This window comes from Bifidobacterium sp. MSTE12, from assembly GCF_000513015.1.
Lineage (GTDB): Bacteria > Actinomycetota > Actinomycetes > Actinomycetales > Bifidobacteriaceae > Bifidobacterium > Bifidobacterium dentium.
Genome location: NZ_AZYA01000039.1, coordinates 105,663 through 122,024, shown reverse-complemented (window position 1 = coordinate 122,024; position 16,362 = coordinate 105,663). Strand labels below are relative to the sequence as shown.

At 60.2% G+C, this 16,362-nt stretch carries 8 protein-coding genes; 1 reads left to right on the top strand and 7 read right to left on the bottom strand.

Annotated features, from left to right (window positions below; all coding sequences use genetic code 11):
- Positions 1 to 23: 23 nt before the first annotated feature.
- Positions 24 to 2,930, bottom strand: coding sequence for a heavy metal translocating P-type ATPase (locus HMPREF1494_RS10210; RefSeq protein ID WP_034522681.1), 2,907 nt, complete (start codon positions 2,928 to 2,930; stop codon positions 24 to 26).
- Positions 2,931 to 3,071: 141 nt separating this feature from the next.
- Here HMPREF1494_RS10210 and HMPREF1494_RS10205 point away from each other — a divergent pair, with 141 nt between their 5' ends.
- Positions 3,072 to 3,365, top strand: a complete 294-nt coding sequence (locus HMPREF1494_RS10205) for a metal-sensitive transcriptional regulator (RefSeq protein WP_003839052.1) — start codon at positions 3,072 to 3,074, stop codon at positions 3,363 to 3,365.
- A 214-nt stretch (positions 3,366 to 3,579) separates the two neighbouring features.
- Here HMPREF1494_RS10205 and HMPREF1494_RS10200 read toward each other — a convergent pair whose 3' ends face one another.
- From HMPREF1494_RS10200 to HMPREF1494_RS10175, 6 genes are all read right to left on the bottom strand, one after another.
- Positions 3,580 to 4,431, bottom strand: coding sequence for a hypothetical protein (locus tag HMPREF1494_RS10200; RefSeq protein ID WP_231495410.1), 852 nt, complete (start codon positions 4,429 to 4,431; stop codon positions 3,580 to 3,582).
- Between the two features lie 607 nt (positions 4,432 to 5,038).
- Complete coding sequence (dapB, locus tag HMPREF1494_RS10195; RefSeq protein ID WP_034522678.1) at positions 5,039 to 5,791, bottom strand: 4-hydroxy-tetrahydrodipicolinate reductase; 753 nt, start codon at positions 5,789 to 5,791, stop codon at positions 5,039 to 5,041.
- Between the two features lie 211 nt (positions 5,792 to 6,002).
- Positions 6,003 to 7,352, bottom strand: a complete 1,350-nt coding sequence (locus tag HMPREF1494_RS10190) for an MFS transporter (RefSeq protein WP_003839044.1) — start codon at positions 7,350 to 7,352, stop codon at positions 6,003 to 6,005.
- Positions 7,349 to 8,056 carry a GNAT family N-acetyltransferase gene (locus HMPREF1494_RS10185; protein ID WP_034522676.1) on the bottom strand — a complete coding sequence of 236 codons (708 nt, stop codon included), beginning with the start codon at positions 8,054 to 8,056 and terminating at the stop codon, positions 7,349 to 7,351. The genes HMPREF1494_RS10190 and HMPREF1494_RS10185 overlap by 4 nt, the downstream gene beginning before the upstream one ends.
- A 157-nt stretch (positions 8,057 to 8,213) precedes the next feature.
- Positions 8,214 to 12,254 carry an ATP-dependent DNA helicase gene (locus tag HMPREF1494_RS10180; RefSeq protein WP_034522674.1) on the bottom strand — a complete coding sequence of 1,347 codons (4,041 nt, stop codon included), beginning with the start codon at positions 12,252 to 12,254 and terminating at the stop codon, positions 8,214 to 8,216.
- On the bottom strand, positions 12,251 to 16,315 hold the full coding sequence (locus tag HMPREF1494_RS10175; protein WP_034522672.1) for a PD-(D/E)XK nuclease family protein: 4,065 nt from the start codon (positions 16,313 to 16,315) through the stop codon (positions 12,251 to 12,253). The genes HMPREF1494_RS10180 and HMPREF1494_RS10175 overlap by 4 nt, the downstream gene beginning before the upstream one ends.
- Positions 16,316 to 16,362 lie beyond the last annotated feature (47 nt).

Here is a 16,362-nt window from a genome sequence, read left to right as displayed (position 1 = left end):
GGGCAAGCCGTTAATCCGGATCGTTAGGCAATGTAGCGGGCGGTATCCTGATCAAACTTGTCGGCGCAGCCCGGATTGCAGAAATAGTAGGTGATGCCCTCATGCTCGCGGGTCGCGGCGGCGGTGGCCGGGTCGATGGTCATGCCGCACACCGGATCCTTCACGGTGGTCGCAGTATCGCCGGAACCAGCGTTGCCGTGGCCGCAGTGGCAGGAATGGCCGCCGCAGGAGCCTTCGTTCTTGGCCTTATGATCACTGAACAGTCCCATGATGTTTCCTTTCTGACTGTGTTTGCTATTGCTCAGATTCGGCTTGCGAACCTGATAGGTCTTGGGTTTGCCCGGGTCGAACAAGCGCAGGCGGCTGGCATTCGACACCACGCATAGCGAGGAGAACGCCATGGCCGCGCCCGCAATCATCGGGCTGAGCATCCGGCCTGTAAACGGATACAGTACGCCCGCGGCCATGGCGATGCCAATGCTGTTATAACCAAGGGCGAACCCGAGATTCTGTGCGATGTTGCGCATGGTGGCGTGCGTCAGGTCGATGGCATGCACAAGGCCCATAAGCGAACCGTTCATCAACGTCACGTCGGCGGATTGAATGGCCACATCGGTACCGGTGCCGATGGCGAAGCCCACGTCGGCACGGGCCAGCGCCGGAGCGTCGTTGATGCCGTCCCCCACCATCGCGACCGTATAGCCCTGCCCTTGCAGTCGGGCCACCTCGTCGGCCTTGTTCTCCGGATGCACGCCGGCAATCACACGGGTCACGCCAACCTGACCAGCCACGGCCTGCGCAGTGGTCTCGTTGTCGCCGGTCAGCATGACGACTTCGATGCCATGTGACTTCAGCCGTGCGATTGCCTCGGCGGAATCCGGTTTGACGGTGTCGGCAACGGCCACGATTCCCGCAAGTTCGCCGTCGATGGCAGTCAATACCGGCGTCTTGCCGTGGCTCGACAGACGTTGCATATCAGCGATGATGTCGTCAAGATTCTCATCACCGACGCTTGGCATACCGATCTCAAGTCGGTCGATCAAATCGGTATTGCCTACCGCGACGGCGTGCGTTTCGCGCACGTCCGCATTCGGCAGGACCACGGAATCATCACGCTTCGCCGAGGCCGCAAGCCAGCGCGAGCTCACCGTGATGTCGGCGGTGACGCCCTGACCGGCAATCGCATGGAATGCCGTGACTTCACCGATTGGAATGCCGCGTTTTTGCGCTCCCGCGACGATGGCCGCAGCAAGCGGATGCTCCGAATCATGCTCGGCGGCGGCGGTCAGCGACAGCAGCCCTTCCGGATCGTTACGCCATTTGCCGAGCGGCAGCACATCAGTGAGTGATGGCTTGCCCGCAGTGATGGTGCCGGTCTTGTCAAGCACCACGGCATTGATCTTACCGGTCGTTTCCAACGCTTCGGCGGAACGGATGAGCACACCCATCTGCGCGGCCCGACCAGTGGAAACCGTTACGGAAAGCGGGGTCGCCAATCCCAATGCGCACGGGCATGCGACGAGCAGCACGGAAACGGCGGCGACCAATGCATGTGTGACGCGCGGTTCCGGGCCGAACGCGAACCACAGCGCGCACGACCAGATGGCGATCAGCACGACAATCGGCACGAAAACGCCTGCGATGCTGTCGGCCATGCGTTGCACCGGAGCCTTCGAACTCTGCGCGGATCTGACGAACGCCATAATCTGCGCAAGCACCGTATCCTTACCGATTTTCGTGGCACGATACCGCAATGCGCCGGACTCATTGATGGTGGCGCCGGTTACATTGTCACCGATTTTTTTGGTGACCGGCATGGACTCGCCGGTAATCATGGATTCGTCGACGCTTGAGGTGCCAGCGGTGACGATGCCATCCACCGGTAGCTTTTCGCCGGGACGAATGGCGATGATATCGCCGACCTGCACATCGTCAACGTCAATCTGCTCTTCCTTGCCGTCGCGTATCACCCGAGCGGTTTTCGGCTGCAGTCCGGCCAAGGCGCGCATCGCCTCACCGGTGCCGACACGGGCCCTCGCTTCAAGCAACTGGCCTACAAGCATCAGGGTGATTACCACGCCGACCGCTTCGAAATACGGTTCGCGTGCGTTTTCGGGCAGAATCTGCGGCGCGAACGTGACCACGCAGGAATACAGGAACGCGAATACCGTGCCGAGACTGACGAGTGCGTTCATTTCCGGCGAACGATGCGCAATTGCCGCGAATCCGCTGCGGAAAATCGGCAGGGCCGCGTACCCGACGATCGGTAGCATGAACATCAATTGCAACCATGCTGGCATGCGGTACAGCATGAGCATGGTGGAGCAGAATACCGGAATCGTGCAGACGGCCGCCACGACAAGACGGACGATCAGCATCCTGATTTCGTGTGACCGCGGCGACCGCGGCGACTGCGCAAGGCGGCATGAGCCTGATTCCCTCACGGCATTGGAAACGGCATCGGAAGATGACGGGGCACGTGACGAGGAAGGTGCCGACGTGACCGGCGGACGGAAAGATTCCGCGGCGTCTTCCTGCGTGGATTCCGCACGATGATGCCTGCCGGGCAGTACCTTCAACGTGCCATGCAGCATGTTCATGCCACACGCGAAAGGGTACTCCCCCGGGGTTTGCGGATGCAATGTCAGCGCGGTCGTACGGAAGGCCGGCAACGCCAGATCCACTCCGAAGTCGGAGAACACGACATGTGACGAACACTCGCCGTCCTCTTTACGGTCGAACACCAATTTCAGCGGCATCCCGGCTTCGGCTTCGATGATGGCGGGACTGTAGCCGCCCTTGACCTCGATTACGGCCTCCTGAACATCACCGTCGATTTTCGCACGATACGCCTTGCGCGGCGCGAAAAAGAACCATAGCACAACCGCACTCACGAGCAATGCCACAATGATGGCGATTACAGCTTGCATAGTTTCTCACCGATTTCCTGTTTTTGACTTTTCGCTTCAACGAATACCACCACCATATACCCCTATAGGGTATATTTGCAAGAGTGTAGACTTGAGTTTTAGCTTTGAGGTCAAGATTTCAGCGTCAAGAGGAGTACGGCAATGAACGTTACGCAACACGGCTATGCGGATGACCAGAAGAACATCATCGCCCGCCTCAATCGCATCGAAGGTCAGGTGCGCGGCATCAAACAAATGACGGAGGACGGCGAGTACTGCATTGACATCCTCACCCAGATCTCCGCCGCCAACAGTGCATTGAAATCAGTGGCACTGCTGCTGCTCGACGACCATCTCAATCATTGCGTCAAGCAGGCCACGCAGGAAGGCGGCGCCGTTTCCGACGAAAAGCTCACCGAAGTCAGCGCGGCCATCACCAGATTGGTCAAATCGTAATCCTTCACGTCCTACTCAATCCACCGACGCTGAGAGGCCGCTCACCGTCGGCAGTTTGAGGAACGTTCCAAACTACCGACGCTCACAAACACTCACCGTCGGCAGGTTGAGGATATCGTCGGTAGATTGGGACCCTGCTTAATCTACCGACGTTGACGGGCACTCACCGTCGGCAGGTTGAGGAACGTTCCAAACTACCGACGGTGACGGCCTCTCAGCGTCGGTGGATTGAGGAAGAGGATTGGGGAATGCCCGCCCGCAGCAGCTTGTTCACAAGCGGCACTCGCTCAATCACATCGTCATAGGTGAACCGTACTATCAGCGAGACTCCGGCGCGACGCAACGCTTCCTCACGTTCACGCTCCATCTGCACCACGGTTTGGACGCTCCTACGGCCTGTCATCTGCGGATCGACATACTTCTGCGTACCGTCATACTCGCCTACGGCAATCCGACCGTCCGGCAGTCGCCATGCAAAATCGGCACGGTATTGACGCCCTGTTTCGGGATCGACGAAAATCGTCTGCAATAGCGGAATGGCAAAACCCTCATCAATCATCACTGCACGGCACATCGATTCGCCGCCGTTCTCGCTCGCGCCATCGGCATATCGCAGTACGCGCGCCGCCTGCGCATAGCCGATGCGCATAGCCGAACAGCCGGCGGACAAATCGCGACGTCCGATTCCTTGTCTCAGCGCGGAATCCGCAATGGGAAGCCCATATGGAAAATCGTATTGCACCGAGCAATTCAGCACTGTACGTATTTTGTCAAGAACAGGCAGCCCGTCAACCACCTCCACTGACATGCATTGCTCCGGAATATACACACGGCGAACCTTCGCGATTCTGCAGAAGCCGTTGTGATAGGCGCTCGCGATGGAAACGGTGCCGTCGTGCAGTTTCCAGGAATGTTCGAAACCATGAGCCGCCGCGGCGATGTTTCCAACGAACACCCACTTCGGGTGTTGCCTTGCCATCGCCCGCGCCATGTGCATGGAACGTTCGAACGGATCAAGGCCGTTCCAATAGTCGGAGGGAACATACAGACCGCGGGCGGGACGCAACAGCCCTCCGTCTTCAGCAATCCGCCTGCGTAAGGCGGCATTCTCTGACTCAATAGGCGAAAACGCGCATCGTCGCTCCGCCATAGCCTCTTCGATGAGACGATTAACTCGTGCATGATTCTTCATGAATCGACTGTAACCGGAATCGGCTTTCAAGCGAGGCGTTTTCGGGAAATGTGGATAAGGGTGCGGAAAACCCGCGTGTCAGTAGGGATTCATGGTTGTAGATAACCGTCACCACATCAACCGGCCATGTCGTCAACCGCTTAGCGTCGGCAGATTGGAAGAAATCGCAATCTACCGACGCTGACTGCCTCTCAGCGTCGGTAGATTGGGTTGAGATACAATCTGCCGACGCTGAAGGACTGTCAGTGTCGGCAGATTGAGGAAGGACCCAAACTACCGACACCTACGAGCGCTCAGTGTCGGTAGTTTGGGGGATGGACTGCGGCTTGGACTTCCGTTGGTGCATGGGCCGAACCGTATGGACTACAGGTCGAACCGTGCGGACTACACATGGGCTACAGGTCGAGCTGTGCGGGCTACAGCCGAACCGTGCGGACTATACATGGGCTACAGCCGAACCACATGGACTACACCGTATGGACTACAGGTCGAGGAAGTGGTCCAGGCCCACGGTAAGGCCGGAATAGTCGCCGGTGGCGATTTTACGGACGGCAAGCAGTACGCCCGGCATGAAGGAGATGCGATCGAAGCTGTCTGCACGGATGGTCAACTGCTCACCGGCATTACCGAAAAGCACCTCCTCATGGGCGTTGAGGCCGCGCAGCCGCACGGCATGCACGTGAATGCCGTCGACGACCTGACCGCGAGAACCACCATCGGTTTCGGTATTGTCCGGAACCTCGCCAAGACCGGCCGCATTACGGGCATCGGCGATGGCATGAGCCGTGTGGATGGCGGTACCGGAAGGGGCATCAACCTTGTTCGGATGATGCAGTTCGATGACTTCGGCGGATTCGAAGTACGGTGCGGCCACCTTGGCGAAGTAGTCGGCCAGCACTGCGGAAATGGCGAAATTCGGGGCGATGAACACACTCTGGTTGTCGCGTGGTGCCTCGGCAAGCGCGGCGCGCACCTGATCAAGTTTTTCGTCGGTCCAGCCGGTGGTGCCGACCACCACATCGACGCCCTGCCTGACAAGTGCGAGCACGTTGTTCAGGGATACGCTCGGTACGGTGAATTCAACCACCACATCGGTGTTCTCCGGAGTGATTCCGCTCAGATCGTCGCCGGCATCGAACGCGAGGGCGAGCTCGGTGTCAGCTGCGCCGTTCACGGCATCGACCACGTGAGAGCCCATGCGGCCCTTGGCCCCGACTACGGAAACCTTGATCATGTTTGCTCCTTACTGTTACAAAGCTGCTGCGGATTCCAAATAATCCCAAGTATGGATTCTACGTATGAATCTAAAGAAACGCTTCGACCCGAACCACGATATCCGGTTCGGACAGGCGCAAGGACCAGTCATTTCGGCACAGATATGGAAAGGGAACGGGCCGAAACCGGTCCGTTCCCAAGAGACAATCCGCCCGTCAAAGAGCCTACGATCACCCACGTTTGCGGACGATGAACCAGCCGAGCAGGGCGAACGGAATCGAACACAGCACGAAGATCCACGGCATCATCAGACTGGTATTCGGCGTGGCATGGTCAAGCACGATGCCGGTGATCATCGAACCGAACGAAGCGCCCACGGTACCGGCGGTACTCACCCAGGACAATCCTTCGGTCAGCGACTCTTCAGGCACGGTCTCCTTCACCACCAGATTGCCGGAAGCGAACACCGGCGAAATCGTAAGGCCCGTCAGCACCTCGACGAATCCCATCAGCACCAGATTGCCGAGACAGGCGTGAATCACCACGAATCCGATGGTCATCAACGCAAGGAACATGATCATGTGACGCCAACGTGAACCTTTGAGTTCGCGCGACCCGAAGAACAGCGCACCGATGCAGGAGCCGAGCGCCAGCATGGCGAGCTGCACGCCGAGCACCGAATCGAGATGCAGGGCCTTCATCACGGCCGTCATGGACGTATCGAATGCGGTGAAGCTCATATTGAACACCACGAACACCATCAGCAGCGGAATCACGCCCGCATAGGTGAGCACATTGCGCTTCCTGCGATTATCGGAGGTCTTGAGCTGCCTCATGCTCAGCTTGTCGGAAGCAGTTCCGGCAACAGCCGCATCAGCATCGGTCGTATTGGCGAAACGCACGTCGGCATCGTCCGCATCGGCGGCGGTCACATTCACCATGCGGATGACCGGCGGCTGCGTATCGCGCAATGCGAAGAACATCGTGCCGCCGATTGCGCTGGCGGCAGTCGGTACGAACAGTTGCGAGACCGGATTCACGGAAGCCGCCAGGAATGCGGCGAGAATCGGGCCGAAAATGAACACGATCTCATCGATGGCGGATTCCAGCGCATATGCGGTGTTGAGCATCTCGCTGTTATCGGTGCGCTCCAGCACGTACGCCCAGCGGGTACGCACGAGTGCACCGAAGGCGAACTGCGTCAGACCCATCACGACGGCCAGTACGAACAGCAACGGAATCGGTACGCGCACCAAAGCGGCGAATGCGAAGGACAACATGGCCACAACCTGCACCGCGAGCACGAATTTGCCAACTTTGCGTTGGCCGAAGCGGTCAAACAGGCGCGCATAGAACGGCGTCACGGCCGCGGTGGCGAATACGTAGGCCGCGCTCATCACGCCAGCGATGGTCCAATTGTCGTACAGATGATTAAGCGCCAGAATGATGCCCAATCCCATCATCGACATCGGCAGTCGAGCCAATGCGCCGGAGGCGCAGAACGCCTTGGTCCCGGGAATGGAGAACAGCACCGCATACGGAGACTTCGCGGATTTCGCGGATTCCATGGCTTTGCTCATAGACCCGCCACCTCCCCGCGGTAGATGAACATGTCGTCGAACAGCGGCTCCGCTCCGTCAACGCTCGAGACTCCGGCATTACGTTCAGCGATGCGTTCCAGACCTTTATGATCGTAGAAACTCACATCGCAGTCGGAATCGGTGTGCAGGTAAAACGCGTCCACGTTCCATGCGGCGAAATGCTCCTGCATACGGCGCCACAGGCCGCCGCCCACGCCTTGGCCACGCACGTCGGGATTGACGACGAACAACTCCAACTCGCCTAACGTGGTTTCATTAGCGCGACTGTTCCTCTCCAAAGCCAGTTCCAATGAAAACGCGTTGTTCAGCCTCTCAAGACGTTTCGCGGCCTCTTCGTGAGCAATGATGCCGCGTTCGATGCCCGCCATCTCGTCGGCGACGTCGATTTCGTCAAGCTGCGGCTGTTCGCCGGCGACACGGATGAAGGTGACGCCCGCCAGCGTGCCGTCGACGGTAAAGGCGGCGTTCGCGAACGTGGTCGGCTGCAGATAATGCAGTACGAAATACCGGGAAATCAGCAGGGACGTTTCAGTACCGGCAAGTTCGCCGTCCTGCGGCCATGTGCGGTCGAACAGTTCGACCACGGCATCCAGATCATTCCAGCCGATCGAACGATAGATAATCGAATTCGGGTTGTTTCCGGCCGATGCGCCGGTGGTGTTGGTTGCGTCGATCGCAGCCATGATGCAATTGCTCCTTAACTTTCGTTGCGTCCGGCACGTGTGCCCGCCCACACATGCTGCACGAGGGTAGCGGCGTTCCTCCACAACGTTGCCTGCAGTGCGTTACCCTGCAGGCAGGCCGTCACAGCGCGTCGCTTCAACGTTCGGCGCATCGGCACTAGTCGTTGTCGGATTGCTGCGGAATTCCGTAGCTCAACTCGGCAAGGATCTCTTGTTCTGTTTTGTCGAGAGCCTTAAGCTCCCGATCGCCCTCTTTGGGCTCACTCAGATAGTAGAGGCAGGCGTCGATAGAATCCAACGGCACGCCTTCCATCGCTGACAGCAGAATGCGATACATGTCGAGCTGTGCGAGTTTTTCGTCGATTTCGTTACGTTTGCGCGGCCTGTGTCCTGTTTTCCAGTCGACGATGGTGTAGGTCTTCGATTGGTCGTTCGGATCGATGCCGCCGAAGAACACCGCGTCGAGTTTGCCATTGACGATGGTGCCGAGTTGCGGTACGTCGACGACGAGCTGCCGTTCCGCCCATGCGGGGTTTCGTTCGGCCCACACCGATTGCACAAGACGATGCCGCCAATCGAGCAGCTTGCGTTCCTGCGACGCATTGCCAGATTCGCCGGATTGTTCGATACGTACGATTTTCGCTTCATCCTGCGCAAGACCGTTGATGAGATCCGCACGGGAGACGGCATTGCCGACGCCTGCATCGGATTCGGCATCGGCCATGACGAACCGTTCCGCCCATGCGTGCAAACGCGTGCCGAGTTGTGCGGACGGCGAAGCGACGCGCGGAATCGGACGGACCAGACCACGCCAGTACTCACTGGAGGAGCGGTCATCCATCACACCGGCGCGAGCCTGCAGGGAGGTGACGTTCTGGCGGCCGCCTGCGAGAATCCTCTCGCCGCGGACACGGACGGCCGCATCGAAATCAGTTGCGCTATCGCCGGTGTCGGGCATGAGATGTTCGTCACCGACCAGCAGGCGTGCGCGCAACAGCAGCGACTCGTCGACAGGCATCGTCATGTCATCGGCCGATTGGTCGCCGTCATGTCCGTCATACGCACCGGATAGGGCCTGCATGGCCGAACGGACCTGATCGGCCGATGCGGCGAACGTTGTGGCCAGCCGATCGCTCAGACCGCACGGCCACGGCAGATTCCGCTGCTCGGCAGCCGGCTCAAGCGGCGCATTCCAAGCGTCGCCGACCACCGCATCCTCATAGTCGCGGGCATGCTCGCCCACGAAGTAGCCGTCCGGCAGGGGCGCACCGATTGAGGCGAGCGTCTCCACGCCGTCGATCATGTCCGTTGCAACAGCGGAATCGGCAAGATTGCCGGGCTCCCGCGCCACCGAAACGATGCCGTTCATCGAATCGCGTACTTCGCTCCAGAAGTTCGAAGGGCCCCTAACTCCCTGCTTCTTGCCTTCGACTAAACGGGAGTCACGGCTCTCTTCGCTATGCACGCTGAAGGTAAGCAGCGCCTCGTGCCGGGCGCGGGTCAACGCCACATAGGCGAGCCGCCGTTCGTCGGCGTGCAATCGGCGGCCGTATTCCTCGCTTTGCGTCAGATACAGGCCGGTCGGGTCCATGCCTTCCATATCGTCGATCTGCAGAGAACGTAGGGTTCCGAACACCTCATCGTCAATGGTCTCCGCATCGTCCAGGCTGGCGAGCGCCTCGATCGGGTCGCCGCCGACGAGTGCATCATGCGGGAATCGAGGCAGGATGCCGGCGTCCACACGCACGGGAACGGGCACGGCGGCAGGATTCTGCAGCCAGGTCTTGGCGGTTTCGGCATATTCCGGCGGCGTCCATTCGCCGTTGTTCAGTCCATTGAGGTGTTCCTCGTCGACCGTGACGTTCAGCGAATCGCCTTGGCTGGACGGGAACGTGCCGTCGGACATGCCTACCACGGCTACCGCGTCCCATTCGAGGCCTTTCGACTGATGCACGGTCATAAGCATCACGTCAACGGGCGTATCGGGTGCGGTGGCATTGTCATCGGATGCGTCGCGCAAAGAATCCACCCATGACACGAATGCGCGCAGACTGGGCGTGCCTTGGGCCGCGATCTCCTGCATGTATGTGTCGGCGAGGCTCATCACGGCGTCAAGCGGCGACTTGGCAAGCGTCACATTGGAGGTGTCATTCGGGTGTTGCATGTGTTCGGCGAGCAGCATGTCGATGTCGAGGTTCAGCGCGCCGATGGCCGCGCGCACCACTTCCGGCAGCGGATGACCGTACACGTGCTGCACCCGGCGCAGCATGTCGGCGGCGCGAAGCACGGCTGCCGCTCCCCCGGCGCTGAGTTTGCCGTCGATGAGTTTCGACAGGTCGTCGCGCAGCATGAGGTCGATCAGAAAGACGGCGTTGGGCACTTGGTCACGATATTCGCGCACGATGGCGCGGATTTCGGTTTCGGATGGCATCTTGGCCTGCGCTGCGCCGGTAGCGCTCGAATCGTCCGGTTCGTCCGTCTTGCCGGGAATGATGCCGGCCGCGATAAGCGCACGATACCGATGTGCCGTATTCACGTTTTCCGCGATGGCGGCGAGCGCTTGCAAATCCGCCGCTCCGACGCCGAATCGCGGGGTGGCGAGCAGTCGCATCAGCGATCCGCTATCGGTGTGATCGCAGATTACGTGCAACAGGGCGAAGATATCCTGTACTTCCGGACGTTCCAGCAACGCCGCCTGGCCGACTACCAGCGTGGTCAGTCCGGCCTGTTTCAATGCATCCTCGTATTTCGGCATCGACTGTTTGGAGCGGAACAGCACGGCCACATGCGGGCGATTGTCTTTCACGCCGCCGGCCAGTGCAGCGTCGGATGGCGTGTGTAGCGCGATCGCATGTTTGGCGAAGCGCACGACGGCGTCGATCTCCTGCCCGAAAGTGGCGAAGCCGAGCACGCCAAGCGTACCTTCGGGCGCGGTATCGATGTTGGACAGGGCCGGTACGTCCACTTCGCGCATCAACGAACTGCTTAGGCGCCGGACGGGCAACCGTAACGGTTTGGTGAGGTTATTGGCCGCTTCGAGCACCATGCGGGAGTTGCGTCGGGTCACGCTCAAGGCAAACGGCTTGTCGGTCTCGCTCATGCCGAAATCGCGTTGCAGCATGCGGAATGCGCCCGGGCTGGCGCCTCGCCATGCATAGATCGATTGGAATGGGTCGCCGACGGCGTTGACTGCCGATCGACGTGCCGAATCGACGTGGAACAGGGATGCCAATAGCGCGGCCTGCGTGGTGGATGTGTCTTGGTATTCGTCGAGCAGCACATGCGAATACCGTTTGCGATAGGTGGCGCCGATTGACGGGAATCGAGTGACCAGCTGGAACGCGGCGATGGTGAAATCGCTGAATTCCGCCATGTTGCGAGCCCGTTTCTCGGCATTGTAGTCGGCTACGAGGTGCAGCAGCAGGTCACGTTGACGCGTCACGTCGGATAACTGGCTGACCTTGTAGACGCATAGGGCGTGGCATTGTTCGCGGTACTGGCGTTTGCGCGCTTCGAAATCCTCGCCGGATTCCTTTTTCTTTCTCTTCAGAGGTTTGGGGGCCTTAATATCGGCGGGAATCTCTTCGTCCTCGAGTGCCTTGGCCACTTGTACGACGAATGCTTCATCCCAAGCGCGCACACGCTCCACGGCCTCGTCGAAGCTGGTACAGTCGCCGCCGATCATGGCGCCGGAGATGGCATTGGACAGTGCGAACACCCTGCCGGCGATGGTACCGAACGATGCGAGGTCGCCGTCGAATCGCATGATTTCGTCCATATGCTTGTCGAGCACGGCATAAATCAGCTGCATGGCCCCCGCTTCGCTCAGTGGCTGCGTATTCTGGTCGAAGCCGACGAGCAAACCGTATTGGCGCACGATGGTCTGGAAGAATGCGTCGTATGTGGAGATTTCCGGCTTGAGGAACGCGGCGCCGGCCGATCCAGTCCGGCCACCCTGATTGCTCACCACGGCCGCAGACACGCGGGACAGCAGTTCGGAGGCGGCCTTGCGCGTGAAGGTGAGACCCAGAATCCTTTCCGGCGAAACGCCCTGTTCGATCAGGTTGATGATGCGCCTGGTCATGGTGTAGGTTTTGCCGGATCCTGCGCCTGCGACCACCACCACATCGGCGTATGAGGGGGCCTGAATGACGGCCGCCTGTTCAGGACTGTCGGTGAATTTCGGCGTGCCGCTCATGCCACTCTCCTTTCGAAAACGGTGTTCTGTTCGCCGGCACAGGCCGGGCAGACTGATTTGTTTCTGCATGACTTCACGTGTTTCGATGTCGGCCGTGCGGTGATTCTTATGGCTCGACAGGCGGCCGCCGCATAGAAGACGCGAGCGATCATGGTCAACGACCACACCGCCATTGTGGAGCGCAGTTCCAGGAACTGCCGCCAATGCTCGTCGCTGACCGCTTCGGGGCGTTCAGCACCGTCGAGATCGTCGACGAACAGTTTGTCGAACGTGGGGAGGCAGAACCTGGGCACATACTTGCCCGCATTCAGGCTTCCGTTGGCGAACAGCGCCTGCTGGTGATATGCCTCCTCGCCCTGCGTGCCGCGTGGGGCCGGCGCGGTGGAACACATGACATGGAACAGGGCGCTCTGCCCGATATTCGGCATGAGTGCAATGGCCTGTGCGCCGCGCGGTCCTTCTTCCGGAAACGCCAACCCCAATTGGTAGCATGCAAGTTGCAGATCGCTGAACATGTCTTGGCCGCTGAGCTGTTTACCGGTCTTGTAGTCGATCAGGCGCACCTGTTCGCCGCCGCCGCTCAGCACACGTCGTTCCAGCCGGTCGATCCGTCCCGACAGACGTATCGCAAGCCGTTCGCTCATGCCGGTTTCCGGCCATCCTCCGACAAGCAGCCCCATCAGAGATATGAGCTCTCCGCGCCCGATCGGATCGACGCCCTCGATTGCGTTGTACGCTTCGAGAACGTCATCGAATCCGAAGCGTGCGGCGAACTGCAGTTCCGGCTCCGCCTCCGTAAGCTTGCCGACTTCGAACTTATCGGCATTTTTGGCGGGGTATCCGCTGCGGTTCGAGTTGACGAAATACGTGGCGATGTTACGTAGCGCGTCGACGGCCCGCTCGTCCTTACCGAGTGCCTCGTAACGTTCCTTGGGGTCGGGTATGGCGTTCAGATCGCCACGCAACCGTTCGTATTCGGCCATCATCCACTGCGTGATATTCTCGATGTTCTCCTCGTCGTTCAATGCAGTGTGGTTTTGCGGCAGATCAAGTCCCGCTTCGGTGGCCTTCTGCGCCACCTTGTGGATGAGCGAGCCGAAATTCGTGGCCACGCTACCCATGCGAGGGCCCGCGAAGCGGTTCTCGAGCATCCAGCACACCGGGCAGGCCCACAGGCGATCCACCGCGGATGGCGACAACGTCACCACATCGGAATGATGGGAATCCCGGGGTTCCGAATCATCAGTCTCCGGCTGCTTCGCGAACGGCCAATATGCTGGATCGGCGGCCGCAATGCCGCGCGAAGCCAGCAACGCCAACGCAGCGGCCGCATCCTTCGCCTTGGACGAGCCGGCCGGTTCGTCCGCCAGCACGCTGCGCGCAGCCGCGACCAAGCCACGCGGATCGGCATCGAGCCCATTGAACTCGCCGGTACCGCCGACCAACGCATAATCGCGCTGTTCCGGATCGGCGTCGCGTTCGCGGTCAAAGCGTTCCGGCAGATAGCCGTACAGAAAATCGGACGGCACATTGTCGTCATTCAATACGGCGCTCAGCACCGTGCGTTCGTCGGCGCGGGTCAGCGCCACAAGAAAGCTCTTCTGCTCGGAGGCGAGCACCGCGGCCAACTGCGCATCCTGGCGGCCCGCCGAAGTGACGATGTCGTCGCGCAGTTCGCCATGCAGCATCACATCCGCCAAGCTCTCTCCGCCGAACAAGGTGTTGCGGGGAGCCAGATTCGGCCATTGGCCCTGTTGCAAGGCCGGCAGGAACACAAGGTTCCAATGCCTTCCGGCCGCACCCGCCGGCGTGGTGAGCGTCACGGCCTGGTCGATCGGTGCGGTGTGCGCCAACGAATCGGCTTCGATGGTGAGCGCACGCACCTGTTCGATGAACGCGCCGATGGTATGTGCGGCCAACACGCCACCCGATTCGTCGCCCGATGCGTAGCTGAACAGGCGCATCGCCGCGTCCAAACGGTCGTTCGCCGCACGGCCTGCCGCGGAATTTTCCAACGATACGCGCTGCCAGATCCGTGCCTTGTCGCAGGCAGTCCACGCGCAATCAAGCACGTATTGCGGTTCACGGGAGATGAGCTTACGTTCCGCTTCGATGGTCTTGTCGAGCACTTTCCACAGGCTCGCAAATGCTTTGGATTGCGGGTCGGCGCCCAATACGGAGGCGATTGCGTCGAGCACGCGGTCCGTATTGCCTTCCAATAGCAGCACATACAGCGCGTCCACACCAAACGGAAGATCGGACGGATCGACCAAGTCCGCGGAATCAAGCCGTTCCTCCGACATCAGACTGTCGTCTACCGCAATCGTCGGTGTGGCCGAATCCGCCGAATCGGACATCCGTGTCAACTGACGCGAGTTGCGCAAATCGACGACGTAATCCTTCCAATCGGCAATCAAACGCGGCAACAACGCCTGCTTCGCTACGTCGGCCCTGTCCGAATCGTCCAATTCACCGGAATCATCCGATTCCAATACCGCGGCAAGCGAGCCGAGCGCATTCATCGCCGATTCGACGGTCGCCAATCGTGTGGGGCGCCCCTCATGCTGTGCGTCGCCGCCGACCGTGATCAGCGGCGAATTCATGATCAGCGCTACGCGAGAACGAATATACGCGCCGGCCGTACGAAGCCCCATCTTCGACGCCGCAATCGTCTGCTTCTTCAGTCCGGCCAGTTCGATCAGTGCGAACAGGCCCTGCACGAATGGCTCGTCCTTCAGCGGGCGGGTCACGCTCGAATAGCGCACAGGCACGCCGTCGGCCCGCAGTCGTTCGCCGAACGTACGCACAGTGTCGTTGTCGTGCGCGATCACAGCCATGTCGTTCCAGTCGCGGGAATGTTGCAGATGCTCGGTTTTGATCCTCCAGACCACGTCATCCAGCTCCTCGACGGCGGAGCGGTACATGGCGGTTCCGATGCTGCCGTCATCTGGCGAAATACCGTCTACGGAGACACCCGTCGGCACCGTTTCGATAGGTAGTGAGCCTGGCAGCGCCGGCATCTTGCCCGGACGACTCGGCAGCGCCTCATCCGTCGGTTCGGTACTGGCGATCGACAAACTCACGCGGCTTGCGGCCAGCGTACGATACGCGGGCTTACGTTGTTCCGTTTCCGTGACGTCGATGCGTTCCAGCCGAGCCCCCAATCGCGATTGCGCCGCGTTGAACAGGTATTCCGGATACGATCCGCGGAACGTCTGTACGGATTCGTCCGGATTGCCGACGAGCAGCAGCCGCACGCCGCGCCCGCGCAAAGCTGCGAGCATGTCGAATCCGGCAAGCGTGGCATCTTGGAAATCGTCGACGATCAGTAACTTCGGCAGATCTTCGATCTCGGCCTGCGTCACGGTGGCGGCCGCATCGACCATGAGCTGCGATGCGTCGAGACGGTATTCGCCCGGATAGGCCGCGCGAATCGCCTCATCGTATTCGGCACGCAACGCAAAGGCGAGACGCCATTGGGTACGCATGCGTTCATGCCGCTCGTTGAGCGTGCCATCCTTACTGGCGGCACGTGCAATCAGCACATCCTCGAGTTCGGGTTTTGCGCCGATCTCATTCATGCGGGCGAGCATGTCACGCAACTGGTTGGCAAAGGCGTCGGTGGAATCGTCGACCACCATGCCCGACCAGTCGGCCACCGCGAAATACGTGCGCAGCAGGTCGCAGACGGCACATTCGTCACCACGATTCGTATGGTCCACATGCGAGGCGAGCACGCGACGGATGATCATGTCCTGTTCGGCGCCGTTGAGCAGCTTCGGCAAAGGCAGACCCGCACGCGAGCGCACGGCCGTCACGATGCGGAAGGCCACAGCCGGCAATGTGGTGACCGGTCGGGCCTGCGAAATCGCGGACAACTCACGAATCACCCGGTCGCCCAAGTCATCGGCGATCTGCCGGCCCGATACCGTCATCACGGCCTGCGTATCGCCATACCGCCTCATCGCGGCGATCAGCGCACGTAATGCAAATTCGGTTTTGCCGCTGCGGGGCGCTCCCGCAACCAACGTCACATCCGCAAGGTCATCCAAATCCATCATGCCTCCCAAGACTACTCGACCGATTGCGTCCTCACTGTGCACCCACC